Genomic DNA, 25,672 nt, shown 5'->3' with positions numbered 1-25,672 from the left:
TTTGACCAATAGGATTAGAAATAGAGGCCATGCATACTATATGGAGTAGTTCTAACTGCCCCCGGATCGAATGAAACTGCCGTTACACAGGATCCGTCGATATTCGGACGGATAACCAAAAAATCAGTGGCCTGATTTCAGTGTGCAACGTCAATGCAACGAGGGAATTTGAAGGGAGAGTTCAGCACTCATTCGTATTGGATTTAGGAAAATAGGACCGGCGCGCGGTGGTCCAGACACCTGAGGCCAATCAAACCTCAGTGTGTCTGGACTATCAATACATTATGTTACTTAAACCCTTGAAGACAGTTAGAGTAGGAAAAATTCCGACTCAGTCTGGTACTCTTCAAGAGTAACACCGTCCAAATGCAGACTGCTATCGTCAACAAATCTCAATAGCAACCCATTGTCCGTCTGGATAGCGCTCGTTGGATCAGATTCCAGCGCGAGGAGGTCCTTCCCGATTCGGAAATCGGTTATTATATCGTTTCCGCTCGCAGGGCCTATGTGGAATACGTCACGCCCTCCTCCACCGGACATTGTGTCGTCTCCTTCACCACCCCATAGCTCGTCAGACCCCATCCCGCCGAACAAGAAATCGTTGCCAGCATCTCCGTGCAGCAGATCTCCTCCACGGCCCCCTTGAATCACGTCTGAACCTTCGCCACCGTTGAGCGTGTCATTGCCAGCATCGCCCGAAAGAGTGTCGGCGCCTTCTCCACCGTTAAGGACATCGTGGCCTGATCCGCCACGAAGGTCATCATCTCCGCGCCCGCCGTTGAGGTCGTCGAACCCCCCGCCGCCTTCTATCAGGTCATTGCCGTCTCCGCCAAAAATGACATCGGCACGATCATAGCCAAAAATGTTATCGTCGCCGATTGTTCCAGAAATGGTCTCGGCGCTTGAGGTGCCGTGAATGGTCATTCCTGCTTCGCCGCTCGGCTCGGTCACCGGGTCGGGATTGTCTTCAACTTCTTCTTCTGCGGGTGGTACAACGGTCTCGTCCTCAGGTGGCGGCGACACGGTCTCGCCCTCGGACGGCGGCGACACGGTTTCGCTCTCGGACGGCGGCGACACTGGTTCGCTCTCGGGCGGCGGCGACACAGGTTCGCTCGGCGCATCTTCGACCTGACCCGGTTGCGAGAGCGAAGCTCCAGCTCCCTCCACGCCACTACCTTCAACCAGAGCGAGGTCGGCGAGCGTGGCGTCTGCCCCCAGATTCAGCCCCGGGAACAAGTCATAGGCGTAGGTGCTTGAGCTTTCTTGCCGATATTCCAGCATCACGTTCTGCTCTTGATCAACATCGTTGACCCTTACGGTTCTCGCAATATTGTCGAACGTCTCGACATTTATGGAGTTGTCGGCTCGGATGGTGGGGGTTTGGGAGAGAACGCGACCATCCTCGAACTCTACGAAGGCGTCCTGGTTCCAAAGCAAGGTATTGTTCGATATCACAGCACCATCGGTTCCGTTGACCCGTATACCATTCCACATCCCGGAATAAATCACGTTATCAGATACTTCAATGTTCTGATAATAATCACCAATTCCGCGCTTGGAAAATGCTTCATTATTGATGAAAATTCCCTGCGCCGCCGTCCCGTCGCCCGTATGCATCGTGTTAGATATGATACGGAGATCGCTGGTTATTGTCTCCGTCGAGTTGACAGACCAGACCTGAATGAAATCAGAGTGGTTCACAGAATGGGGAGATCCGTAGTAATCATAGAAGTTGTTGTTCATGATATCTACGCGCTGAACCCCTTCCATCCGGATTCCATCGCCCTGAAATTCGTACCACTCGTTGTTGTTGATCTGCACATCACTTGTTTCATACATGGTGATGCCCTGAAAGAAACCGTGAAACTCATTGTTCTCGAGAGTCAGGCCAGAAGTATCGCGGACGATCCCGATGTCAGCGCCCTGAGCCGATGTGCCCACCAAATCTTCGGTCAGTGTTTGAGTGGCATCTGACGCAAATTCAGAGTTTCGAATAGTGATGTTCGTGCTGGCTTCAATGTTGAGCATGCGGCCCGCATCTCGTGAAACCAAGACGCCGTCAATCTCCAGATTGCTCACGTTCTCGAGGTCAATCGACTCTATCACGGCAGGATTGGCCGGGTCTTCCGACACAATCGTGACCGCCTGATCTCCGCCATTGGACAGGTTGATCGAGCCTAGATTAGCGCCAGATGCAACAATGATTGTGCCGCCAGTCGACTGAGAGAGCGTCTCATAAGCAGCAGCGAGTTCGCTCGCATCATAGATGATCACTTCTGGTTCCATGACCTGTTTTCCTTCTCTTTCTGCTTCGATGCTAACTTCGGGACGCTGGCAGCGACCGTTCGCTAGGCCAAGTTAAAGTGGCTAAATTGAAGCCAATGTTTCCGTTTGGGCTTAAATCAGCCATGCTATTGTGTCTTTTATGTGGATCATTGTCCCTGTCCGAGAAACATACCGTCCAGATCCAGTCCACAATGAAGATCTAAGCGGTATATAGTTTAGCGCTCTGAGTATTGTCATTAGCGAGGCGATGCGATCGGCGAGATCCCACTTGATGCGACCAATTGTTGGCGGGAATCTGCCGCAGTGCATTGGACGACCGACCACCGGGTCCCGGATGCATCATCTTAATGGAAACCAGTCCAATCATGCACTTACAATCAAATTGGAACTAACAGATCGGGCGGCGCGCCGGGAAAGCCAGCGCAGCACGGCGTGGTCGAAATCTCCAGCGGGCGGATGCGAGAGGAATGCCTGAACGAACGCCTATTCCCATCTGTGTGCCATGCCTGCTGCATGATTACGGCATGGCGCGCCGACTAGAATCACAAAATGCCTGAACGAACGCCAATTCCCATCTCTGCGCCATGCCTGCCGCATGATTGCGGCATGATTGCGGCATGGCGCGAATCACAACCGGCCTCATTCGAACCTCGCCGGCCTGACGCCATACGAATATGCTAACCGGTCAAAGGAAGGCCAAAACCTGAACAGAGCTAACCTATAAACTCGAACTCTCAGGGGAGCAGGTTAAGCATGCTCAATCTTTAGCACCCGTCGGAAGAAACACCTCGTACTTCGTGCCCTTCAAGTGCCTGTGAACCTCGTCATAATTCTCGATCAGAGTTTGAAGGCACCTTGGAGTTACGCGCTTATACTTGGTAGCATACTCGCTTCTATCCAGCTCAAGTATGTCCAATAGTCGGTTTCTCGTTGCTTCTTGCTGAACGCCATCTGCAAGATCGCATTCGTAGGTGATATTCTCGAATTCAATATCTTCCAACCAAGAATTTTCGAATTCTAAATGGCCCTCGCTGCCTTCCATCCACTTAATCAGTTCGTTTGGATCAATATGAAACGGGCGGTGAAAACTCGACTTCGCGTCTGTAGAGTGAAATGCCCTTCGATGTCTGGCGTATAGGTTGGAAACCGCGTGGCGGAGCAAGTCACTGCGCTGCACTCTAAATACTATGACCCTGTTATCGACTATCCATTGGCGCAAGTTGCTCCTATGAGAGTCACGCCAGAGATTCCTTACCTGGTAGCTTAGCAACTTGAATCCGACAACATTTCCACCTGCGCAACCCAAAGCGGCTTCCGCGTATTGTACTGGTCGGATAGGAGGGTACCTCATGATCTCACCGAGACATCTGATGTCAGGGTGACTATCGAGCATATCAACAAGTAGTGTTGAGCCAGATCGCCCACGCCCAAAGATAACAAACTTCTTGGTCGGTCGAGTTCTACTAGAAATAGTGTTACTCACAGCAAGTCGGGCATGTGCACCAATCTCTAGCGCTAAGCCACCAAACGAAGTTTTAAGCGGCTTTGGTATGTATCCTAAAAGTTTCATAGTTTCACGATAGAGGGGAATTGGTACCTGTGATAGCGTAAGTTGATTGTTCTGAAAGCTCAGTAATTGATTGAGTGTCCATTGAACGCGACCTTGAGACATTAGGGCCCAATTTATGAGTCAGTAGGACAGGCATATCGTGTTTCCCGCCTAACATACGACTCCCACCCCTGTTCTGGTGTGGCATGTCTGGCAGATGAGGCGCTCCAACTGACGCTGCTTCTGAACTATTTCCTCCGGCTTGTGCCGCATGTTCGCCTTCACTGTCCTCACATTCCAAAACATAACAATGGACCAAGTCAAATAGGACATTCCGTTAAAATTGATTTCTCCGGAACACACCTTTTAAAAAACCAATTGCCCAGCAATTGTGAATAATGGCCAATGCCACTCCAGCTGAAGCTCCATGAAGCTTTCCCAGGGAAACACTGCAGCACACCGATACTGCGATCAATATCGCGAAATAAGTCAGGGGCCAAACCAAGAAAAAAGGATCAATAAAAGATCCTAGAAAGGACGAGACCAGAAGCAAGAAATTTACGACAGGAATGAGTTGTCGAGGTTGCGGCATCATTGAATGCTTCCGTAGGGTCTTGGCCCTCCCCAAACCATAATTATAGTATTGTTTGGCAAGCAGGAAAGGCGTCCTACGAACTATGTAAGTAATTCCGAGACTACTTTCTAACCAGATTACGCCACCCGCTTTCGTCAATCGCAGATCAAATTCCGCATCCTCATTGTGGCTAAAAGTCTCATCGTATCCCCCAATCTCACGAAACCAGCGAATATTAAAGCCAGCATGGTGCCCATGGGAAACCTCTCGAGAAATACTCTTACCTCTGTGGGGAGCGCCGCCGGATCCTAGGCGGGTATCAACCACCCATGCCAAGGCCTCTCCGAATCCAGAGTCTCCTTTAGCATCCATCGAAACCACCAACGAAGCAATCCGGTCGCCTGCAAGACCGTCCGCCACTTGGCCCACAAAATCTGGTGGGTAAATGCTATGAGCATCACAACGAACAAGATATTTATGATCCTCCGTTGCATGATCGAAGCAAACCAAGTTTACGGCAGCTGACTGCAAGCGCTGCTCATTCTTTATTATGTGAAGATTCGGATACTGTTCACATAGTTTGGTCAAAATCTCTAGTGTTCTGTCCTCACTGCCGCCATCGGCTACAAACACGCTTGCGTCTTCCATGCGCACCGAACCAGAATATAGGCTTTGCAAGCACTCTTCTATCTTCCTTTCTTCGTTGAGCGTCGGGATAACCACAAGGATTTCCCTACCGGATGCGAACAATTGGCGCCGACGGCGAGCGTCGACATCACACCTCCCCACCCTTGAAATCACCTTAGGAATCATACGGTGCCCCAACGCGATAGACGGCTCTGCCCAATGAAACGCCAAAGCTAACCAGTAGCATCAGAGATGCTTCATGTGGCTTATAGAGGGTCGTGCCAAAAAGAGCCTGAACGTAAAGGCACAGTACTAAAACGCAGACCCAAATACCCAGTGGTTCTCCATTCCGAAAGGCATAGAGGAGGCCAAGCTTGAAGGTCTTCAAGCCCATTAAGGCATGAACTATTGGCCCGAATACTCCAAGGGATACCGCGAGTTCAAAAGCCAGGTTATGAAAAGATAGAACCTGATCACCATAAATGTTCTGTAGCGCGCTTACTTCATTCCTATACTCGGCCCCATTCCAGAACCCATTTGCGCCGATTCCCAAAATTGGGTGCTCCTGAATAAGCGCCATTGCATGGCCCCATAGAACAGTTCTTCCCGTCAGGGTACTTTCTTTGTTGACTGAATCGAGTAGTGCGCCCCAGAGGTCAATGCCAAACACTATTGCTGTAATTAAAGCAAGTGAAACTACAATGGAGAAAAATAGCGCCATCAAGGCTCTGGCCAGCTTGCTCCGGAAGAAAATCTGCGTTGATACGACGAGAATGACCCCGCCGATTGACAACAGCAGTCCCGAAGCGGATTGGCTTTTCAATAATAATTGGAAGCCCCCCACAAGAACGGCAGTCAATGCAAGCTTTATGAAGACGTGTCGCGAACTCAGCAGGAACAGGGCCATCGGGCATGCCAGAGCCAACGCCATTGCGGCCTCTCCGTACGAGTTCTTTCCACCGAATGCACCTCTAAAGAGACCATTATCATTCACCGGCGAGAAAAGTAACCCTCCCTGATTGATCCAAGACATAGCAACTCCGAGAACCGAGACTATCAAAAAAGTATAAAACAGCTCAGTAGGCTTGAGTCGCATACCAATAAACAATGCAATCAGAATCGAGAATGTTGCTTGAATTCCAAAGCGGGCCGTGTCTTCCGGGGCAGCTGACCATAACGCGGACACCAAGCAAAGAAGCCCAAAAAGTACATAAACGAGATTGTCAATAACCTCGCCAAGAAACTCAACAAAGTTTGAAACAACTAGTAAAATAAATATTGCATACGCCATCAGCCAAAGTGTCGGATGAAGTCCAAGTGGCGCAAACAATCCAGTAGCAATTAAATACACAAATAGCGCATATGCGACAGTTACCACTTTGGAAAATACGTCCGTCGAACCGATCTGGTTTGGTCCATATTCCGCCGGAAGCATTAGGTATATTTCCGAGGCCGAAAGTAAGGTGAAATACCAAAAACCAGCCCCGCTGCGTGACTTATGTCTGCGATCGCATCTACGTAGCCTGATTTTCGGCTGTCGAGGGTCTGAAGCAGATTGATAGCTGCAGATAGAAAGTAGTAAATGGATTTAAGTGCACACAGCGAAGCTGCACGGAAACTCCGATGAACCCCACTCTGAATTGTGAATTCCGTAGCTCCCTTGCGCCACTCTCTGCGACGTATCCATGAGAGTGTTAAGCGGCTTGTCGGTATATTCTCCGCAACAATTGCTCGATCCGTCCAAAAAATATTACCTCCAGAGGAATGGAATCTAAGGAAGAACTCTTTGTCGCTGCCGCCCGACTGCATTTCCTCGTTGAACTCGAGACCCATTTCCTCAGTAAATTGGACCGAGAACATAACATTGTTGGTCGCAGCCCATGTCCTTTGAGTGCCATATGCGCATTTCATCTCCTGATAGACTTTGGAACTATTTATCCTCGTCTTGGTATCTCCGGCGAACACAGGCACCTGAGGCCCGGCAACAGCATCTACTCCGCCGCGACTCGTTGGAGCCAATAACTCGATAATCCAATAGGGATCTGGGATTGCATCGTCGTCGAAGAAAGCCAACCAATCGAAACCCATTTCCTGCGCATACTTCAATGCAGCATTCCTAGCCTGCGGAATGCCCAACCTCTCCACAGAAATGACATTTGGGTTTCTATAATCGGTAAGGCCTAATTCGCTCGAGCCTATAGTCGGTGATGAGACACCGTTTTGAATGAGAACAAAATAGACTTCTGAACCTTTAGGCATCAATAACGATCGAAGACCATTTAGCAGCCCTTCAAGATCAGCTGCAGCCTTGGACATAGTGAGCACTGCAACAAGGATTTTATTACCTTTAGCCATATACTTACTCAACCATTTACGTGTGTAATCTACATTATTTCTCAGGCGTCGGCAATCAGTACCGTCCACGCAGCAGCTTCAAGATATCTTGGTTCGAATGTCGCTTCCTCGCCATGACTAATCCCCTTCCGGAGCCAGTGTAGTGGCCCAGTTCCCCGAGGGAAGGACACAATTGACAGATTTCGGCCTGCTCTCCTTAGTGACCGCACTTTTTAGTTTCTCTGTTGAGGTCTGACCCTTAGCTGCATCCAAACAACACCTGTCAGATTCTAACATCCTTTGACAGTCGGTGCGCCATCGACATTCGAACTATGCCAAGTTTCATACCTTTCCTGAACTCGAATGATCTGTTAAACTCCGGAACGGTTTCTTCTTTTCAAGTCTGTATCCTTCCTTGGTGAACAGACTAAACCTAAACACTGGACATTTCAGGGGCAGGTCTTTAGGTCAAAACCTAGTCATCGGAACAGGTCTTCGCCACATAGCCATCTTATTTCGGGACGCGCTTCAGAAGCCGTCCAGGCAACAGCGATAACATACTCATTGTGGACTCTTCGGCTCAAACCTTGCCAACTTCCCTTTGACGAAGTCAAAGAATACCTCCTCTTTGCAACTTGCCTGATCGTCAAATCTCCATCGAAAGCAAGCAGACCGTCCCCAACCGCCTTTCCACATGCCTCAATCAATGTCCATGAAGTCAAAAAGTCCAGATTGCATTCATTGCCAACACTTAGCGAGATTCTCGCCAAGGATTCCTGTGCCAAGAATGGACTAAGGAGATCCATAGCTTCTTCGATCTGGCAATCTAGCTCCACATCAATTCCTATGGTCGGGACATCGGAGACAGCAACCGCAATCAATCCTCTGCGTCTTGAGGCAGTTATCTGCGGTATTTGCGGGCCATGGACACCCGGGACGCGAATCTCCGGTCGCCCGGTACTGGAGTGCCGAATATTCACATCGCGTGGTTCAACACCAATAAAACTGGCGGCGACCAATCTCTGAAGATGGTGAGACGCAAGGAATGAGACTCGGTCAGCCTCGCATCGGTAGCGCGAAGCTTTTTCCAGAATGTTCGCTGGAAACGATGTGTCCGAAAAGACTCCTCGAATACCTCCAAGCGGCAAATAGGATACGTATATGAGTCTTTTTTCAGCCACTGCTACGACACTAGTCTTTCATCCGCGCCACCCAAATCCGTTACGTTCTTTGCGTCGAGATGGCGGCGTATCGTCTTTGCAACTTCTCCGATTGTGGGTTCGCTCACCATTGTTGCATGCGAACAATCAAACTCAATCACTTCAATCGAGCCGGATACATAGTCCTGCCAACCAAGCTGCTTACCACCTCGCGTGAAAAAGAGGCCCGCCTCCATGGCACGCATTATGACAATATCACCGGGATAGCCAGTCACCTCGTATTTGCGCTGAACATTGGCAAAGTGTCGGCTAATTTTAAACTCTATAGCATCCAAGGGAAGATCATCTCCACGCATCGCATGATCCACCGTTCTAAGCAGCATATCGGCCTGAGCCCGCATGGTGTCTTTTTGCTTTTTTAACGCCCTGAGCAAAGCGATCGGATACCTTGGATTTTTTAGTGCATTTTTAAAGTGTTGAATTGGAGTAGCACTCCTACTAACCGCCGCAGGGCAAATGGTATCGAGCATTATCACCAATTCTGCCCTGTCATTCACTTTGCGAAGCATTTGGGCAATCTCATAGGCAATAACACCACCACCAGAATAGCCGGTTAGATGGTAGGGCCCATGTGGCTGGATCGTCCGGATTGCATCGAGATAACAAGCCGCCATCTCTTCGATTGTCTGGTGCGGCTCCACATTCCTGCCGTCTGCACCGAGCGCTTCGAGAGCATAGAACGGTTGATCGCCGCCGAGATGCCGAGATAAAGCGTTGAAGTACAACACATTTCCACCCGCACCATGGATGCCGAACAATGGCTGCCGGCCAGTTTCGCCTGCGCAAATGCGTACAAGCGGCGACCATGCGCGCTTGGCCTCCGGCGCTTGAACCGACGCTATTGCTACAGGTTCCGTCACGTCTTGTTTCACCGAGTCCGCGGCTTGCTCTTCTGGAATATCTGCTTCTTCTTTCACCAAGAGCGCAAGCTTGCTGATTGTCGGTGCCTCAAATAGAGAAGACAACGGAAGTGAAACGCCATATGCCTTTCGAATTTGTGCGAACAAGCGAACCGCCGCAAGAGAGTGACCGCCGAGATCAAAGAAGTCATCGTCAACACCAATACGCTCCACTCCAAGTAGATTGCTCCAGATTTCTGCAATCGTTCCTTCAACTTTGTCTGCGTAATCGCCGGAAGGACCTTCTGAACGATTGGGCTCTCTCTGCTGGGTCGGCGCAAGAGAGACAGACAAAGCATGCCGCAACTGCGGTAACTCAATCGAACTCACGGTGAGGCGGCTCAATTTACTGTTAAAGACGCGACCAAAAACCTCGTCCGCGTCTTCCGCCCGGATACCCTTTGTCATCATTTCTTCGATCAGTGACGACCCTTCTTCCTCAATATTAGCGTTGATCGTCGACAAAGAGACTCGTCGCAAGGCAAACTGCTCAAGCACCGCCAGCAACCGGCCCTGAGCGTCGGTCACGGCAACATTAAATACTGCAAAACGCCCAACTTCAGCATCGACCAAACGGGCAATCGCTTTGAGGCTTCCCGAGATCGGTGCGTAAAGCTTCACGCTCTTCACGGAAATCGGCACGTAGAGACCATCATTCCCATATCCATCCTCAATCGATTGCAACCCGATTGTTGCGGCGATATCCAGTAGAGAAGGATGTGTCTCAAAAGTATTGAAATCTGCATCAAACCGAGACGGCAACTCGATGAGTCCAAGTGTGATTTCTTCCGGCGCTGTGCCGACGAACTTGATTGAACGCCATCTTTCCCCAAACTCCAGAACTTCCGGATCGGGGTGCCGAATACCAATCTGTTCGCAGTCTTCAGCGCGAACCCCGAGCAACGTGTCCGCCCAAGTAGGGATTTCGTGCTCTGACGGCGAATGCACTTCAGCAACTGCATGCCTTGTAGTCGTATCTCCGAAAACAGACTTGCTCGCAATCTCCAGTTCGTAGCCGAGTGCAGATGGCTTCAGAGAAGTCAAAACCAGCCGCGGCACATCACCCGCAAATCGCATAGGTGCCTCAAAGGAGAGATTTTGGATCTCAAGCGTGCTTTGGTCAAGCTCAACACGAGCCGCCGCAGCTGCAATCTCGACATAGCCCGTGCCAGGAAACACTGGAACGCCGCCGAGCCGGTGCTCGTTTAGTACCCAAAGATCATGAGGTCGATAGAGCGCAGAGTAACAAACACTCGATTCTTGCGAACTTCTGATGCCGAGAAATGGATGATCCTCAACGCAGCCATCGGGCAACACCGCACCATATGTTTTTTGTGCAAGACCAACGCCGGACCAAACGCCCCAATCGATGCAGAGACCGTCTTTTCGAGCTAAGGCGTGTGCGCAAATTACCGCATTTGCCGAGGCATAGTCAGCCTGTCCCGGTGGACCGATCAGTAGGCTCGTAGAAGAAAACACTGCGAAGAAGTCCACAGAACCATCCGGGATCAATTTGTCGAGAACTCGAGTCCCTGTCCACTTCGGGGCTAGGACTTTCTTCACTGAATCTGCAGTTTTAGAAGCAAGCGGCCCATCATCTATAGTGCCAGCTGCGTGTATGATCCCGTTAATCGGTCCGAACTTTTCTACGATTTTTTCGAGTGCCTTAACTACTTCTGCTTCTGAAGTTACATCCGCTTTTACAATGCACAGCTCTGCTCCTCTGGACTCCAAGTCAATAAGCGCCTGGAGAACTTCTGTCTTTTGGGAAAATGGTGCAGCACTAATCTCACTCGACCACTTTTCTCGAGGAGGCAATTCTGACCGTCCAATCAGAGCCAGTTTCGCTTGCGCTGTCTCGAACAAATAATTTGCCAGCTTCAACCCAATGCCACCAAGCCCGCCTGTGATACAATAGACTCCGTTTTCCCGCAATCGATCCGGTAATCCGTCCGCGATCTGGGTTTCGGTTGGAACAAGTCGCTGCGTTAACCTTTTGGCTGCCTCATAAACTACAAGTTCATGCTGTGCCGGCTCCAGAATGGTTTCAAGAATTGCGCTCGCGGCATCCCCGACGTCGACGAGATCTATCTGTTGTGCAAATAGGCCCGGACACTCCCTGGGCAGTACTCTGCTAAGCCCCAAATACGCGGATTGGGGAGGGCGCGCACGCAACTGATCAGGATTCGAAGGAGAAAGGCCCGTCGTGAAAGCAATTCGATGTTCGCCTCCCGCGCCGCTCAGCTGAAGGGACCGACAAAAACCAATTGCTCCCATGAAGGAGTCAGTCTGCTCCAATTCAACCAAGGGCCACATGTAAACGATCTTCGTAGGGACGCCTCCAGTTTGCTCTAATGCATCCACGAGCGCCTCGAAAGACTCCCAGTCTCCGGGCGCAACCCAATAGCCCCGATCCCCCGCTTTAAACTCGTCACCGCGATAAACAGAAGTAACTACTCCGCCACCAATCCCGATCCGCTCCACAAGTTCTCGATGTAAATCGCAATCATCACCGAAGATCAGCCAACGACCAGTACAATCTTCCGTCCCGATTGATGACGGGATCTTGATCATTTCGTGCGTCGAGAACCAATTTGAAATGTTCTCAATCCGTGAGAGGGATACCTCGCTTTGCTCCGAGTCGGCGACGGGTAAATACCCTCCGCTTCCTGGCTCAATCCAGTGATATTCCTTCTCAAACGCATAAGTCGGCAGAGCAACTTTCTTGTGATCTCTTTCTTCTCGGAGCACCGCCCAGTCAATGTCAGCTCCGCAACACCAAAGAGATGCTGCTGTCGTCATTGCGAAAGCAAGATCGGAATCTACTTCGTTAGGCGCGCGAGTAGAAGAAAGCACACTGATGGGCTCGTGATCGGATTGTGCCAGCTGTGCGAGTGCTCCAAGGCTCTGCCCCGGACCAACCTCAAGGAGAATCTGATTCGGCTTTTCCAAAACCTTCGAGATGCCGTCACCGTAACGAACCGTGTTCCTTAAATGACGCACCCAATAATCGACAGTAGTCATGTCGTTGCCAGATGCCCAATCCCCGTTCAAGTTGCTGATACATGGGACTGATAGATCGGAAAACCTAATCGATTCCAGTTTACGGCGAAAGCCCTCCAACTGTGAGTCCAGCATACGCGAGTGCGCCGCCACATTTATCCTTAACTTATTTAGCGGAATGTCCCGCTCTGAAAGCTTATGCGCCAGTTCCTCTACTGCAGCCTCGGAGCCCGAAACAACGCATGCCGACTCTCCATTCACGGCAGCGATATCGAGATTTTCACCAATAAGGTCTCTTACTTCCCGTTCTGGCAAACCGATAGAAACCATTCTGCCTTCTGGAACGACTTCGAAAAGTTGGGCGCGGATAAAGATGATTGCCAAGGCGTCCTTCAGCGTGAGCGCACCGGCGATACATGCCGCTACATACTCGCCTGCGCTGTGACCAATCATTGCTGTCGGCTTGATGCCCCAGGACATCCATAGCCGGGCGTAAGCATATTCAAGCGCGAACAGTGTGGGCAATGCATAGGTGGGGCGTGCCAATATCGGGCCAATGCGCTCTAGGTCAGATTGCTTTGCAAACATTGCTTCTTTCAGATCAGCAGGTGCTTCCCCTGGGAGTGAAGCGATGCAGTCATCAATTGCGCTTCGGAATACTGGTAGTGATTCATAGAGCTCGCGCCCGACCCCAGGAAACTGCGCCCCGCCACCCGGAAACATAAACACGACACCCGGCTTGTTCGAATTTGCTTTGCCCTTCGTAAAGCGCTTGCTAGCGGTTCGATCACGCAGAACGTCTTTCAGTTCACTTAGGTCAGTTGCGATAGCGGCGCGGCGGTGGTCGAATTGGCGCCGACCGGTTTGCAACGTAAACGCAGCGTCATCTGCTATGACACCCTTATTCTCGTTCGAAAGCCATAGACTCCACTTGTTCAGTAATGCATCAGCGGATTTCTCGGTCCGCGCCGAGAACGGGAAAATTTTAAACCCTTCGCTACTAGGTTTTTGGGTCCGCTTCGGTGCCTCCTCAAGAATGGCATGCGCGTTCGTCCCCCCTACTCCGAGGGAATTTACCCCAGCGCGCCGGGGTGCGGATGCTCTTGGCCAAGTTTGCAGGGTATCCTGTACGTAAAATGGGCTTTCTGAGAAGTTGAACCGGCTGTTTGGTTTCTCAAAATTCAATGTTGGTGGCAAAGCCTCATTCTCAAGTGACAGAACCACTTTAATTAGGCTCGCAACCCCCGCCGCAGTGTCAAGATGCCCGATGTTCGTCTTTACTGACCCGATACCGCAGCTTTCAGACGGAAGATTTGTGCCATAGGCCTCTCTGAGAGCGGTGAGCTCTATGGGATCACCGACCGCTGTTCCTGTACCGTGAGCTTCAATGTATGACACCGTATCAGGAGATATGCCTCCGACCGCAAGAGCCTCAGCGACAGCACCAGCCTGTCCGTCTACGCTGGGCGCAAGGTAACCTGCCTTCTGCGATCCATCATTATTTATTGCACTACTTACTATGATTGCGCGCACATTGTCGCCATCTGCCAATGCGTCTTCTAGTCTGCGCAGCGCTACTAATCCACCGCCGCTGCCGAATACGGTTCCTGTGCCCGCATCGTCAAACGCTCGGCACAACCCATCGGGCGAAAGGATTTCACCCTCGGCATAATGGTATCCTCGGCGGTGCGGCAACTCAATCGTCACGCCTCCAGCAAGGGCCATGTCGCATTCGCCGCTCAGCAGGCTCTGACACGCCTCGTGGATCGCGACCAGAGACGTTGAGCATGCAGTTTGTATATTGATACTTGGCCCCTGCAGATCCAAAAGATAAGAAGCTCGCGTCGTCAGGAAATCCTTGTCGTTTCCGGTGTGCCGGAGAAGAAACAGGCCCACATCGTTTACAAGTTCCGGGTTCGATAGAAGGTTATAGGGCATATACGCCTGCATGCCCGAACCGGCGTACACACCAATAGCACCGTCGAAATTCTCCGGTATATGCGCGGCGTCTTCGAGCACCTCCCAACACAGCTCTAGGAAGTGCCGATGTTGAGGATCAAGAATATCGGCCTCACGAGGGCTAAAGCCGAAGAATCCCGCATCAAACATTTCCATGTCTGACAAAAGGTTAGCCGCCCGGACGTAGTTTGGATCCCTTAATTCCTCGGGTGACACGCCCTCTGCGAGGAGTTCATCATCGGTAAGCCAACGGGTGCCGAGGCGGCCGGCTTTTAGCATTTGCCAGTACTCGTCTGGGTTTCGGGCACCAGGCAAACGCGCCGCCATGCCCACTATTGCGATGGCGTCGCCATTGTCACCTTCATACGACTGAACCATTCGATTGCCCCCTACACAACACTAAAATCACTGACTCACTATGCTCTCGAGCGTCCACGGGTCATCCGGCTGCGCCTGATTGATGCACGGTCCACACCACGCATAGCGCCTTTGGTCTCTTGAGTTTCTCCATCCTGAAGGTGCTCCGCCAAAGCGCGAATTGTAGTGAAACGGAACATATCCGTAATTGGGACCTCACGCTTCAGCTCTTGCTTTATGCAGCGCTGGACCTGCACCACGAGCAAAGAGTGCCCCCCGAGGTCAAAGAAGTTATCCGTCATTCCAACCGACTGAATCCCCAGCATTTCGCACCAGATCGACGCGATCGAAGCTTCCAGATCGTTTGCGGATGCTACCTCTTCACTTTGTCTGGCGACGGAAGCCAATGGAGGCAAGGCATTCCTATCAATCTTGCCATTTGGTGTTTGCGGCAGCTTCGACAAACTCACAATGGACGTTGGAAGCATCACTTCCGGCAAGCGCTCGCTAATTTCCTCAAGAAGTGCTGCAGTGTCCACCACAGTCTGACCGTCAACTGGAACGACATACCCAACAAGCTGCGAACCTGAAGGCTCGGCCCAAAGCCGCACGACAGCATCTCTCACCGACGAATGAGAGCTTAGCGCAGCTTCGATCTCCCCTAGTTCGATCCGATGGCCCCGAATCTTTACTTGGTGATCAATGCGTCCAAGAAACTCTATAGCCCCTGTGCTATGTCTGCGTGCTAAGTCTCCGGTTCGGTAGAGGCGCTTTCCTTGATGATCTGCCAATCTGTCTGAGATAAAGCGTTCTGAAGTCAGATCAGGTCGCTTCCAATAGCCATTCGTTACACCTGACCCGCCAATGACAATCTCACCCGGCACAAGGCTTGGACACTCCGCGCCGTGTTCATTGACGACTTTTATTGAAGTGTTTGCCACAGGTGTACCAAGAGGAACAAAGTCGCCAATTTTGTCTAAGGTTTGAGTTGCGGACCATATCGTGGTTTCAGTCGGTCCGTACATATTTAGAAACTCTCCCGAAAGGTTCGATCGTAGCTCGGTTGCGAGCGACAATGGCAAAGCTTCTCCCCCTACCATCATTACGTCTAACTCACTTAGAGCCGCCCTCCCAATGCTGTCGACTACTAACATCGAAGCCATCGACGGAGTGCATTGTAAATGAGTGACTTTTTTGCTCAGAATATCATTCGCAACCGACGCCTTCGCGTCGACCGGGACTTCCGCGCGGACCAAATCCATCACTTTCTTTATATAGGGGAGATGATCGAGGACTAAGCTCTTCTCAATCCCGAAGTCGATCAGGCAAGCAATTTCGTCAACGCCGATCTGCGCCGACTTCCGAACTATGTCGACGCAGTTTTCTGGTGCACCAAAGAGCCCGCTGGTCTTGTAGTATCTTTGGAATGCATGCTCCAGCAAAGCTTGGGTCTCATCTTCTGTGAGTTCCTCCTCTTCGAACAGTTGCGCCGGTGTCCGACCAGTTTCCTGGCCGCGTTGTACAAACGTCGGGAACGACCACGAAGCCTTTTTTACAAGGTCCATTGCGCCGCGCAGATAGTTCATCATTGGCTCACGAACCACATCCTGTACGGAGTCGTGATCATCCCCGACGAAAGTGTGGAGCATGAGAGTCACTTTGCCTTGCCCAGCGTGCCCGGCTTCAACCCAAGCCTTTCGATAGACTGCAACCTTCTCAGCCACCTCTTCGAAGGTTTGACCCAATAAATGGGTCAGTACATTGCAGCCGTTTTTCCCCGCAACCTCGAACGTTTCCGGATTTCCGGCTGCTGTGATCCAGATTGGAATGTCATCTTTGACAGGTCTTGGCAGCGTCGAAACTTCGACTGGAGTCCCTGCATGACCAGGAAATGCCACTTTCTCTCCGCGCCAAAGATCGCGCAACTGGCCAATCCCATCGATCATATGCTGCTTGCGCTCTTCAAATGCCTCAGGGCGAATTACGAAGTCATTCGGCTGCCAACCAGAAGCAAGCGCGATGCCTGCACGGCCATCGCTCAAATTGTCTACTAAAGCCCAATCCTCGGCAGCCCTAATTGGGTGATGTAGCGGAAACACGCAGCTTCCGGCTCGGACATGTATGTGATTTGTGATTGCAGCAACCGCGGCACCTGCTACTGCCGGATTGGGAAACAATCCTCCAAATGAATGAAAATGCCGCTCTGGCGTCCACACCGCCTCAAAGCCATTCTCGTCAGCGAACTTAGCTCCTTCCAGCAAAAGCCTATACGCCTCACGGCCCCTCGACGCCGCGTCGGAGGAAAAGTAAAATAGGCTGAAACCTGGGCCATTGCTGTGGGCAATTGCGTCTTGTGATTGAAAAATCACTGTGAGGCCACGAGACAGGGTCCAGCAGAGTTCCAGTACGGAGATATCAAAGGATGGACTGGTAACGGCCAACAGGCGTCCACCAGACTCACTTGGCACACGGGCATCCATTGCCGCAAAAAAGTTAAGGACATTGCGATGAGTGACCATCACGCCCTTAGGCTTCCCCGTGGATCCCGAAGTATAGATCAGATACGCAAGATCGCCAGAACTTCGCTCAAGCGCCTTGATGCCGCCTATGCTCGGTGTGTCCGCGACCATGACCGTATCGGCACCGCAATGTTGGATTCGTTCAGCGCTACTTGGATCTGTTACAACCAATTCCGCCCCGGAATCCTCCAACATAAACAGCAGACGATCTCTCGGGTAGCTCGGATCGAGAGGCAGGTAGGCAGCGCCACACTTAAGAATACCCAGTAACGCGACAATAAGGTCCGGTGTACGCGCCATACAAAGCCCAACGATACTGCGCGCTCCAACCCCCTTTTGGAGAAGCAACCTAGAAAAACTCTCCGCACGTTCCTCTAGGTCAGAATAGGATAGGACGACGTCGTTCCACTCGACGGCCGGTTGATCGGGCAACTCACGGGCCATCGCGGATATGACTTCATCAATGCCGCAGGCGTCACTAAAATCTTGGTTCGTTAGATTTAGTCGATCAAAAACCTCCTTTTCATTGTCAGGGACTAAGGGCAATTGCTGAATCTGGCTGCCTGGTGCGTCCACAAACTTCTCGAGGAAGAACGAAAGATGTTTCGCCATGACTTCGGCAACCGTCCGATCGTGAACCCTCGGATCAACGACAAGAGATAGCTCTTGGCTATTTTCGTCGACGTGTAACGTGATAGATCTTGGCTTGGGACGACCGTTGCCAACGTAAACGCCCACATTCAATGCACCGACCGCCCGGTCACGCTCGCCCTCGTCAGCGAGGCAAGCAATTGCATCACATAGTATTGGGGCCCTTGCCACAATTTTTTCGGACGCTCGTCTAACCTCGGAAACCAAGCCTGAAATCTTGGCGCTCTGATCAATCTCCAAATTGAGTAACACGTCTTCGCGGACTAATCCTTGCGCCATGCGTTCTTTCTGAAGGAATTGCGAACCTTCTAAAGCAATGGAAACGTGTAGCTTGTTAGAGAGCATCGCCAGCCAAGATGAGAAGCCGGCAATTAATGTCGGTACATCAGTCTCAATAGCCCCCAATGGCAATTGATTGCTGGCTTCGTGCGTACTCGAACCATCTCCTAAAGTCCGCGGATAAACTACATCAACTGGGCTCGAAGCCCTAAAGTCCTCAATCCATGATGCATGTGCATTTGCCAAGTCCGGCAGCTGACCATCGATCTGTTCCCGGAGATCGCGACCAATGAGGGGGAGCTTTTGGCCCCTTTGCAATGTGGTGCTCAGATTGACAGGCTTTCCGTCGCAACTAAGGATCCCGGACAACGTTATGACCCCGTGTCCAGTTGCGACGGTAATGCTATCTGGCTCAATAGTCTGTACGCGCCCAGCATCCGCAGTATTGTCGTCCGACGCCGCCGAACTTGCCCTGGACACAACAACGGGTCCCTCCTCCAACCAGATTTTAGCACGGCCGAGCGGGTGATCATAGGCGCCGTAGTCGAGCGCACGTACGAGACGTTCTATGTCAAATGAAGGTTGAGAAAAATCAATGAACCCGTACTGGCTGGGTCGAAGAGACTTCTTGTAGATCGTGGGTGCCTTCGCTTGTTGAGAGAGTTCAAGACTACTCGCAGATATTTCATCGATGATCGACTGGAATGCCTCTGTTGCAGCCGCGTAACACTTTGTGTTCAGACTGTAGGCCGTTTCCTTTGGTGAAACTTCAAACTCCAGGGACTTAACGATGCGGCCCGCATCAACATCAGCGACCATTTCGTGCCACGTCACGCCGTATCGCTTTTCCCCGTTCAGTAGCGCCCAAGAAGGTGTATTCAATCCACCATATTGGGGAAGCGGGCCATCATGGAAATTGATCGCCATAGATTTTGCTGCCCCGATCGCTTGATCAGGCAAAATCTCCAAATTCGCAACGCTAAATAGGAAATCAAACTCCAAACCAGAAAGGTCTAGATCCTTCGCCGGCCCGAGCAACGAGATGCCCCTGTTGATCGCCCAGCTTTGGTTCTCCTCAGACGAAGACGAAACACCTGCAATAGAATGGCCTGAAGACAAGAAAAGTTCGGCACATGTCACCAATAGACTTCCGTCACCAACAAAAATCGCTGACGCAGCGCTAGGTGTATCTAACTTTGCGACCGTCTCAAGCATAATGAACCCTCACTCAATAACACTAGCAATAACACTTCCAATAACACTTCCCTCGCCCCAGCGCAGAGACATAAAGGAAAGGTTAGCTTATCATCCGAGATCGCGCCACTCCTAACGTATCTGGTTACAAGTCCGCTAACGTATCTGGTTACAAGCCCAAGACAATCCGTACCTATTGGAAAAACTGTTCCCAACCCGGAATTCCCAAGTGATCTGAGGTTTCGGCTCGGGTTTTTGCAACATTCAGTCTAATCTTCAGTGAGTTGGATTGTGTGAGGGCGGTTCCTGATGTCTAACGGCCCGGCTGCAAGGGGGAAGGACAAGAGCTGTGTCGGGTGCATTGGATCGGCATCGCGCCGTCGAAGGGCACGCGAATGCCGCTTCGGATCAAACAGCAATTGTCAGAAGGCGCTGAAGACGACAGCATGACGCCACACAATTACCGGTCCATACGAGAAAGTTTTCGGAGATTGCCTTTCAATGCTCACCAAAGATACGTATGTTACCCTCAGTAAGTTAGTGGTTCTACGTTCGAAAGGGCTGAGATTAAAGTGAAGACAAGGGCGACCACAGCCTTAAGGCGCTTCCGAACGTATTCACGAAGAACTGTCGCTACAGTATCTGGCCGACCCGCAAGTTGTTGCTTTTACATGCATATTCCGAAGTGCGGGGGGACGTCAATTTCGGAGGCGCTAAGCGCGACCGTGCCTCTCGGTCGAAAAATTGGAGTGGTGGATGCAAACGCAACACGTCGAGCATCCGCAATTCTTATCGATGGACAGGACAGAAATGACTTGCAATTCGATGACTTCGAGAACAGCAAAAACGTGTATGAGTTGCGGCGTAAGCTCGTGGTTACATACATGTGCCATGGTGTACAGCTGGTATTTGGCCATGTATTGTTCGACGAGTTGTATCGTCGCCATTTTGGGAGTTCGTACAGATTTGTTACGCTTCTCCGCGACCCGGTAACGCGGACGATTTCGAACTTCCTCCACACATCTAGGGATGGGTTCATCCCGAGAGACTTTGACAACTACCTTGAAGGACCTGTCGCGAGGGCCCACGGCCTAACGTTCCTAAGGTTCTTTTCCGGTACGCCGGTGATACCCTCTGGTGCCGAAAAGAAAGCTTTGGATCAAGCGAAGGAAAACATGAAAGCATTCTCAATTATTGGGTTCCTGGACGACTTGGAAAAGTTCAAGCGAGAGTATCGTCGCGTTTTCGGATCCAACTTGGGAATCTATAGCTATAACGAAAGAGGGCGCGACGATTTTAGGCCATCAAGCGCCCAAATGGAAAAGCTAATGACGATTATGGAGCCAGAGTTAGAACTTTGGGAGTATGCGAATGAAATGTTTCGTTGACGAGTTCATTTCCAATACAGGTCTCAGCATCCTTGCAGACCGTACTATACACGCCTCGAACAATTTGCGTGTACTTCAATCTCTTCTTTCCATAGCACTCTTTTTAGTACTTTTGATTGCTCCCAACGAGAAAGTACATGCACAAACCGAAAAGGCGCCACTATTGGACGCGACCATACTGGTCGGAGACCAGATCGAGTTTTCTTTGGTTGGCTTCCCCAGTGTTCGGGAGATGTCTAAAGTTGAAATAAACGGAAGAATTTTGTTTCCTTTTGTTGGAAGCCTCCAAGCGTCGGGCAAGACGATCGAGGAACTGAAATCCGAAATTCAGCTTTCACTGGCCGGGACGACCACCTCTATTATGCAGCCAAACGGAGAAATCCGACAAATTTCTCTTGCCGGTGTGGAAGTCTATCTGAGGGTGGCTCAAAGGGCGCCGGTTTTCGTTGGAGGATCGGTGACAACACCGGGAGCAGTACAATTCCACACCGGCATGACAGTGCGCCATGCCATAGCACTCGCTGGTGGGATCCGAAGTGTTCTGGATGAGGAAATGTCACAAGCTCAGATCATTCAGTTGGCATCTGACCTCAAGTCTGCCAAAACGCGCCGCTCGATACTTTTGGTTGAACATTGGGCAACGCTGGCGCTTGCCGAGAACGACCCGAATATGGCACCGATCCAACGTCCATTGGACCTCTCTGAGGAGAAATTCAATCAACTCGTTCTAGCCCATCGAGATCGAATTAAGAGAATAATTGCGACTCTTGAAGATGAAGTATCATTCAACCAAGCGTCCTCGGATGCGCTCGCAGATAGAGTACACCTGATGGAAGACCAACTGGAGCTCGCCTCTGCGCATGCATCGAAACTTGAACAAACCTATGAAGAGCTCAATAGCCTTTCAGAGCGCGGACTGTTGACCGCAGATCGTTTGAGCAGATTACAAACTCAACTTTCTGATGCACAAACGCTCATGCTATCCGCACAGGGGACATTGATTAGCGCAAACGTATCGATACTTCGTGCTGATCGCGACACGCGAACGCAAAGGGCCGAGATTGCAATCGCTGCGATTAACGAGCGGGCGGAAATAGTTGCGTCTCTTTTGGAAGTCGAAGAACGAATTTCGAATCTAACTAGAACCCTGGCGCTTGCCGAACCTGAATCCTCCCAGGATCTGGAGCTGATCACATCGATCTGGAGAAACGGAGAACTCCTCGGTTCCACAGAGTCCCAGCCAGATAGTCAACTCTTGCCAGGGGATTATGTAAGCGTCAATCTATACGTTGAAGACAGTTATTGATTGTTAAGTAGGGGCACAGCGATGAACTCGGAGAGCAAAAGCTTCCGGAAGGATTATCAAGTCGAGGGCCATCGCAATGAGGGCGCAGCCAGACACGCGCGTAACTTCGATTTATCTGATTTTGCACGTCACGCAATCGAGATCCTACGGCAAAGAATTGCATATGTAATTCTCCCCGTTTTTCTTCTACTGATTCCTGGGCTTTACTACCACTTCACCACACCCCAGAAGTATGTCAGCCAGTCCTTGATTTCTATTGACCCTCGAAACCTGGACGGAATCAACTCGCCGACGCTCCCAAACGTCTTCTTTGCCGAGCGACTTGTGGTGGATTCCGAAATTAACAAGATCTATTCGGAGATCGTTCTCAGGGATGTTGCTAGCCAGGAACCCTATCTCACTTTGGCCAAGCAACTCCTAGAAGAGGCGGGAGATTCAATAGACGAGCAAAGCATCCTAGCAGCAGCTATTGAGCAGTTACGGGAAGGACTGTCTGTTGAACGCGAGGGTGAGACATTCATTATCTCTATTCGGTATGAATCGTTAGATCCGATCTTGTCTGCTAATGTTGTGAATGATGTCGCCGAAGCATACATATCCAGCTTTGAGAGGGCTCGCGTCGATCAAGCCGCGCACGCAGCCGCTTGGGTAGAATCTGAACTCTCCCAGCTTACGTTGGAGATGCGTGAAGCGGAAAATAGAATCTCCGAGCTGAGACTGAATATTTCTTTGCCCGACGAGGGCTCAGTCACGCAGATTGAGCGAGAGATAGAGGAAAACAACAGTCGAATTGCGGAAAAGCGTCGAGAGATAGCGGATTACTCCATTGCGATTGACGTGATTGATCTGGCCTCTGAAAAGATCACTAATCAAGAGCACCTAGACTACTTGTACATTGCCTCAGAACTGGAGTCTTCTGAGTTGCAATCCTTGGCCAACTTAATTGGTGATCTTCGTTCACGAAGGGCGTCATCGTCAGACAGTAACGCGGGTTTGCTGGAAGCGGAGGAGGATCTACATAGAAGATACCGATCCGAGTTGAACTGGTTGAGAAGATCAAATCTCAGCTCGATTGAAAGTGACTTGATGATCCTGAAATCATTGGAGGACTATGGCACCAAGTTGGCCGTAGGCTTGGCAAACTCGAGCAAGGTCGGAAACGAGTTGTTGCGTCAGGAGAGAGCACTTGATGCGTTACGCAGCGAAGAAGCTGTGTTGCTTGATCGCCAGCAGGATAGTCTTAGATCGTCTCGATACGTCGTAGGTCCGGCAAGAATTATTGAACATGGACAACCGCCAAGCAAGTCCTCGAATCCAAGCCTTGCGGTGGTGGCTGTAGGAACCGTCATTGGAGGGCTAATCATTGGCATGGCATTGGTGTTTGCCTTGGAGCAGGTCTACGACGGAATGCGCCGGTCAGACGATGTAACGCGATCGCTGGGAGTTCCATATCTGGGCACCATTCCGCGAATTTCTCATAGAGAATTGCGCAGTCTTGATCTCCAGAATTTGCATCTCGAGAGGAAGGTTTCGCGTTCTGAACGCATGAATCTCGCTCTACTTAGCTACGCAATAAATGCACCTCGCACTCGTTTCGCCGAGTCCATTCGTCGCGTAGTTTATGAAATCGAACGCGGACCAAGCGGTAATTGCGCAATTGCGGTGGTTTCCCCTCTTCAGAATGAAGGTAAGTCAGTACTCGCTTCCAATATTGCGTTCTACATGGCGTCGATGGGAAAATCCGTCCTTCTTGTGGATGGCGATCGACATCAGAGATCCCTGTCCAACGCGTTCGCGCCCATTCTAAGCTTGCATCCAGGGAACTCTGAGGATTCCGCATTCCAAGGGAATGATATCTATCGAATAAATGACGGACTGTCATTCCTTCGAACTCGTGCTCCAGATGAAAGATCGACCAGTGATTATCTAGGCTTGTCCGAACTTATCGGGAAACCGAACACAGGCGGAATCGGATATGATGTGGTCATTGTTGACACACCTGCTCTCGCACACGTCGGGGACGCACTTGAGTACTCATCATTTATTACCGGAGCGGTTGCAGCATTTACTTGGGGTCGCACTTCAGCTGGAGTAGCCAATCGGGTGCTGTCAGGCGTACCGGTCATCCGCGAAATGCTCATCGGTGCATGCCTAACGATTGCACCGGATAAACGCGCTCTTCGTTTTGAACGCCTTCCAACCTACAACTACACTTAGAGCGCTATATCAAAGATATTGACCTAGCTCTCTGAAATCAGGTTATTGAGGTGATAGTATTCGTCCAAATGAAAGATGGATTATGAAACACAGATTTAGTGACGAGCAGATCATTGGGATGATCAAGGAATACAACGCGGGCGATAAGGCCGTAACCGGTGGTTTCAGCCCACCTTGCCTGGTTCCGTTTTCTCGACTTCCACGGCTTTAATGAGCTCTGGTAGTCGAGACATATCATTGAAAACAGTGGCAGTTTTTTCTGAACTTTCAGTGGAATGTGGCGCGTAGAGCAGCGCGGTCATTCCGGCTGCGTTTTCGGCTTGAACTCCAACCGCGCTGTCTTCCACAACAATGCAGGAGTTTGGTGCATATCCCATGCATCGGGCGGCGTGGAGGAAAAGGTCAGGTTCAGGTTTCCAACTGTTGACTATGTAGGGACTGTTTAGGTTTGAGCCAAAATAACTCTCCAGACCGCTTACCTTCAAAGCCTGTTCGATTTTTCGGGGAGGCCCACTTAACGCAATGCACTTGGGGCAACACGCACTCCTCAAATTGATGTGTCAAAGAAGGCGGCGAGGCGTTCACGGCTGAAGTCGTCGATGACATTCAGTACGCGGAACCGATGACAATCTTCCAACGCATCGGACGTGAATTCGAGCGACCAACACTTGTTCGGGCCGCGCGGGATCGCGATAGGCGCCCGCGTCCCGGCTGCGCGCTTGCGACCCCCCCCCGTTTACGAACGGTTAACGCTTCTTCGCGGTAGAGCCGATTCAGCTTCTTCCAGTTCACCTCCCAGACTTCGCGCTTCAGCAGGATGTGCAGACGACGATAGGCGAGCCAGCGCCGCTCGGACGCCAGTTCCTTCATCATTGCCCGCAGTTCCGTGTCGGCAGGGTGCTTAGGCCGACGCCGATATTCACGTGGATCGATCCCGGCCAACGCACAAGCGCGTCGCTGATTGTGGCCTTTGGTCTTCATCGCCCGATCCAAAGCATTCCTCCTCGAATTGGGCTTCAAAAGTTTTTCCGAGCATCTCTTCCAGCGTCGCCACATTCGTCATCTGCTCGGCCAGCATATTCTTTAGTTTGGCGTTCTAAGATTCCAGAGTCTTTAGCCGACGCGCGTCTGAAGCCTCCATGCCGCTATACTTCGACCGCTATTTGTAGAAGGTCGCGTCGCTAATCCCAGCTTGCGGCAAAGCTCCTTCGCACCAAGCCCAGCCTGTTGCTCCTTCAGGACACCAATAACTTGCCCCTCGCTGAAACGGCTTCTCTTCACCGCTTGTCTCCTTGGTTGGAGAACAGGCT

Annotated in this window: 12 protein-coding genes and 2 pseudogenes; 4 read left to right on the top strand and 10 right to left on the bottom strand. The window is 51.0% G+C overall.

The window, feature by feature from the left end; genetic code table 11:
• Positions 1 to 309: 309 nt before the first annotated feature.
• On the bottom strand, positions 310 to 2,286 hold the full coding sequence (locus ACR0AA_RS12940; RefSeq protein ID WP_480756184.1) for a right-handed parallel beta-helix repeat-containing protein: 1,977 nt from the start codon (positions 2,284 to 2,286) through the stop codon (positions 310 to 312).
• Between the two features lie 405 nt (positions 2,287 to 2,691).
• Between ACR0AA_RS12940 and ACR0AA_RS12935 the strand changes: the two are divergent.
• A pseudogene (locus ACR0AA_RS12935) lies at positions 2,692 to 3,010 on the top strand (integrase core domain-containing protein); the annotation flags it as partial.
• A gap of 33 nt (positions 3,011 to 3,043) precedes the next feature.
• On the opposite strand, the gene ACR0AA_RS12930 reads toward ACR0AA_RS12935, so the two are convergent.
• The 7 genes from ACR0AA_RS12930 to ACR0AA_RS12900 form a co-directional block, all read right to left on the bottom strand.
• Positions 3,044 to 3,856, bottom strand: coding sequence for a sulfotransferase (locus ACR0AA_RS12930; RefSeq protein ID WP_480756183.1), 813 nt, complete (start codon positions 3,854 to 3,856; stop codon positions 3,044 to 3,046).
• 316 nt (positions 3,857 to 4,172) lie between these two features.
• The gene (locus tag ACR0AA_RS12925; protein ID WP_480756182.1) at positions 4,173 to 5,132 is read right to left on the bottom strand and encodes a glycosyltransferase family 2 protein; all 960 of its coding nucleotides are present in this window, start codon (positions 5,130 to 5,132) and stop codon (positions 4,173 to 4,175) included.
• A gap of 79 nt (positions 5,133 to 5,211) precedes the next feature.
• A complete protein-coding gene (locus tag ACR0AA_RS12920; protein ID WP_480664432.1) occupies positions 5,212 to 6,471 on the bottom strand; it encodes an O-antigen ligase family protein in 1,260 nt (419 codons plus the stop codon).
• Positions 6,471 to 7,460 carry a glycosyltransferase family 2 protein gene (locus tag ACR0AA_RS12915; RefSeq protein ID WP_480756181.1) on the bottom strand — a complete coding sequence of 330 codons (990 nt, stop codon included), beginning with the start codon at positions 7,458 to 7,460 and terminating at the stop codon, positions 6,471 to 6,473. Before ACR0AA_RS12915 ends, ACR0AA_RS12920 begins: the two co-directional genes overlap by 1 nt.
• A 389-nt stretch (positions 7,461 to 7,849) precedes the next feature.
• Positions 7,850 to 8,206, bottom strand: a complete 357-nt coding sequence (locus ACR0AA_RS12910; RefSeq protein WP_480756260.1) for a hypothetical protein — start codon at positions 8,204 to 8,206, stop codon at positions 7,850 to 7,852.
• Positions 8,207 to 8,553: 347 nt separating this feature from the next.
• The gene (locus ACR0AA_RS12905) at positions 8,554 to 14,829 is read right to left on the bottom strand and encodes a type I polyketide synthase (RefSeq protein ID WP_480756180.1); all 6,276 of its coding nucleotides are present in this window, start codon (positions 14,827 to 14,829) and stop codon (positions 8,554 to 8,556) included.
• Between the two features lie 38 nt (positions 14,830 to 14,867).
• Positions 14,868 to 19,472 carry a MupA/Atu3671 family FMN-dependent luciferase-like monooxygenase gene (locus ACR0AA_RS12900; protein WP_480756179.1) on the bottom strand — a complete coding sequence of 1,535 codons (4,605 nt, stop codon included), beginning with the start codon at positions 19,470 to 19,472 and terminating at the stop codon, positions 14,868 to 14,870.
• Between the two features lie 794 nt (positions 19,473 to 20,266).
• Between ACR0AA_RS12900 and ACR0AA_RS12895 the strand changes: the two genes are divergently transcribed.
• Genes ACR0AA_RS12895 through ACR0AA_RS12885 form a run of 3 tightly spaced genes read left to right on the top strand, consistent with a single transcriptional unit; the run spans position 20,267 to position 24,362 of the window.
• Positions 20,267 to 20,839 carry a hypothetical protein gene (locus ACR0AA_RS12895; protein WP_480664425.1) on the top strand — a complete coding sequence of 191 codons (573 nt, stop codon included), beginning with the start codon at positions 20,267 to 20,269 and terminating at the stop codon, positions 20,837 to 20,839.
• On the top strand, positions 20,823 to 22,145 hold the full coding sequence (locus ACR0AA_RS12890; protein ID WP_480664423.1) for a polysaccharide biosynthesis/export family protein: 1,323 nt from the start codon (positions 20,823 to 20,825) through the stop codon (positions 22,143 to 22,145). Before ACR0AA_RS12895 ends, ACR0AA_RS12890 begins: the two co-directional genes overlap by 17 nt.
• 21 nt (positions 22,146 to 22,166) lie before the next feature.
• A complete protein-coding gene (locus ACR0AA_RS12885; RefSeq protein ID WP_480664421.1) occupies positions 22,167 to 24,362 on the top strand; it encodes a GumC family protein in 2,196 nt (731 codons plus the stop codon).
• Positions 24,363 to 24,526: 164 nt separating this feature from the next.
• On the opposite strand, the gene ACR0AA_RS12880 is transcribed toward ACR0AA_RS12885, so the two are convergent.
• Both ACR0AA_RS12880 and ACR0AA_RS12875 read right to left on the bottom strand, forming a co-directional pair.
• Positions 24,527 to 24,913: an HAD-IA family hydrolase gene (locus ACR0AA_RS12880; protein WP_480664419.1), complete on the bottom strand. Its 387-nt coding sequence runs from the start codon at positions 24,911 to 24,913 to the stop codon at positions 24,527 to 24,529.
• Positions 24,913 to 25,643: pseudogene (locus ACR0AA_RS12875) on the bottom strand (transposase); the annotation flags it as partial. The gene ACR0AA_RS12880 and the pseudogene ACR0AA_RS12875, both read right to left, overlap by 1 nt.
• Positions 25,644 to 25,672 lie beyond the last annotated feature (29 nt).

It is taken from the genome of Ruegeria sp. CE8 (assembly GCF_056537465.1).
Note: the sequence above shows the minus strand (reverse complement) of the source record. Positions and strands in the feature narration are given on the sequence as shown.

What these genes read in the sequence shown, in the direction of transcription:
- ACR0AA_RS12930 (WP_480756183.1), bottom strand. Translation starts at nt 3,856, where the DNA reads ATGAAACTTTTAGGATACATACCAAAGCCGCTTAAAACTTCGTTTGGT.
- ACR0AA_RS12940 (WP_480756184.1), bottom strand. Translation starts at nt 2,286, where the DNA reads ATGGAACCAGAAGTGATCATCTATGATGCGAGCGAACTCGCTGCTGCT.
- ACR0AA_RS12905 (WP_480756180.1), bottom strand. Translation starts at nt 14,829, where the DNA reads ATGGTTCAGTCGTATGAAGGTGACAATGGCGACGCCATCGCAATAGTG.
- ACR0AA_RS12920 (WP_480664432.1), bottom strand. Translation starts at nt 6,471, where the DNA reads ATGCTTCCGGCGGAATATGGACCAAACCAGATCGGTTCGACGGACGTA.
- ACR0AA_RS12890 (WP_480664423.1), top strand. Translation starts at nt 20,823, where the DNA reads ATGAAATGTTTCGTTGACGAGTTCATTTCCAATACAGGTCTCAGCATC.
- ACR0AA_RS12885 (WP_480664421.1), top strand. Translation starts at nt 22,167, where the DNA reads ATGAACTCGGAGAGCAAAAGCTTCCGGAAGGATTATCAAGTCGAGGGC.
- ACR0AA_RS12900 (WP_480756179.1), bottom strand. Translation starts at nt 19,472, where the DNA reads ATGCTTGAGACGGTCGCAAAGTTAGATACACCTAGCGCTGCGTCAGCG.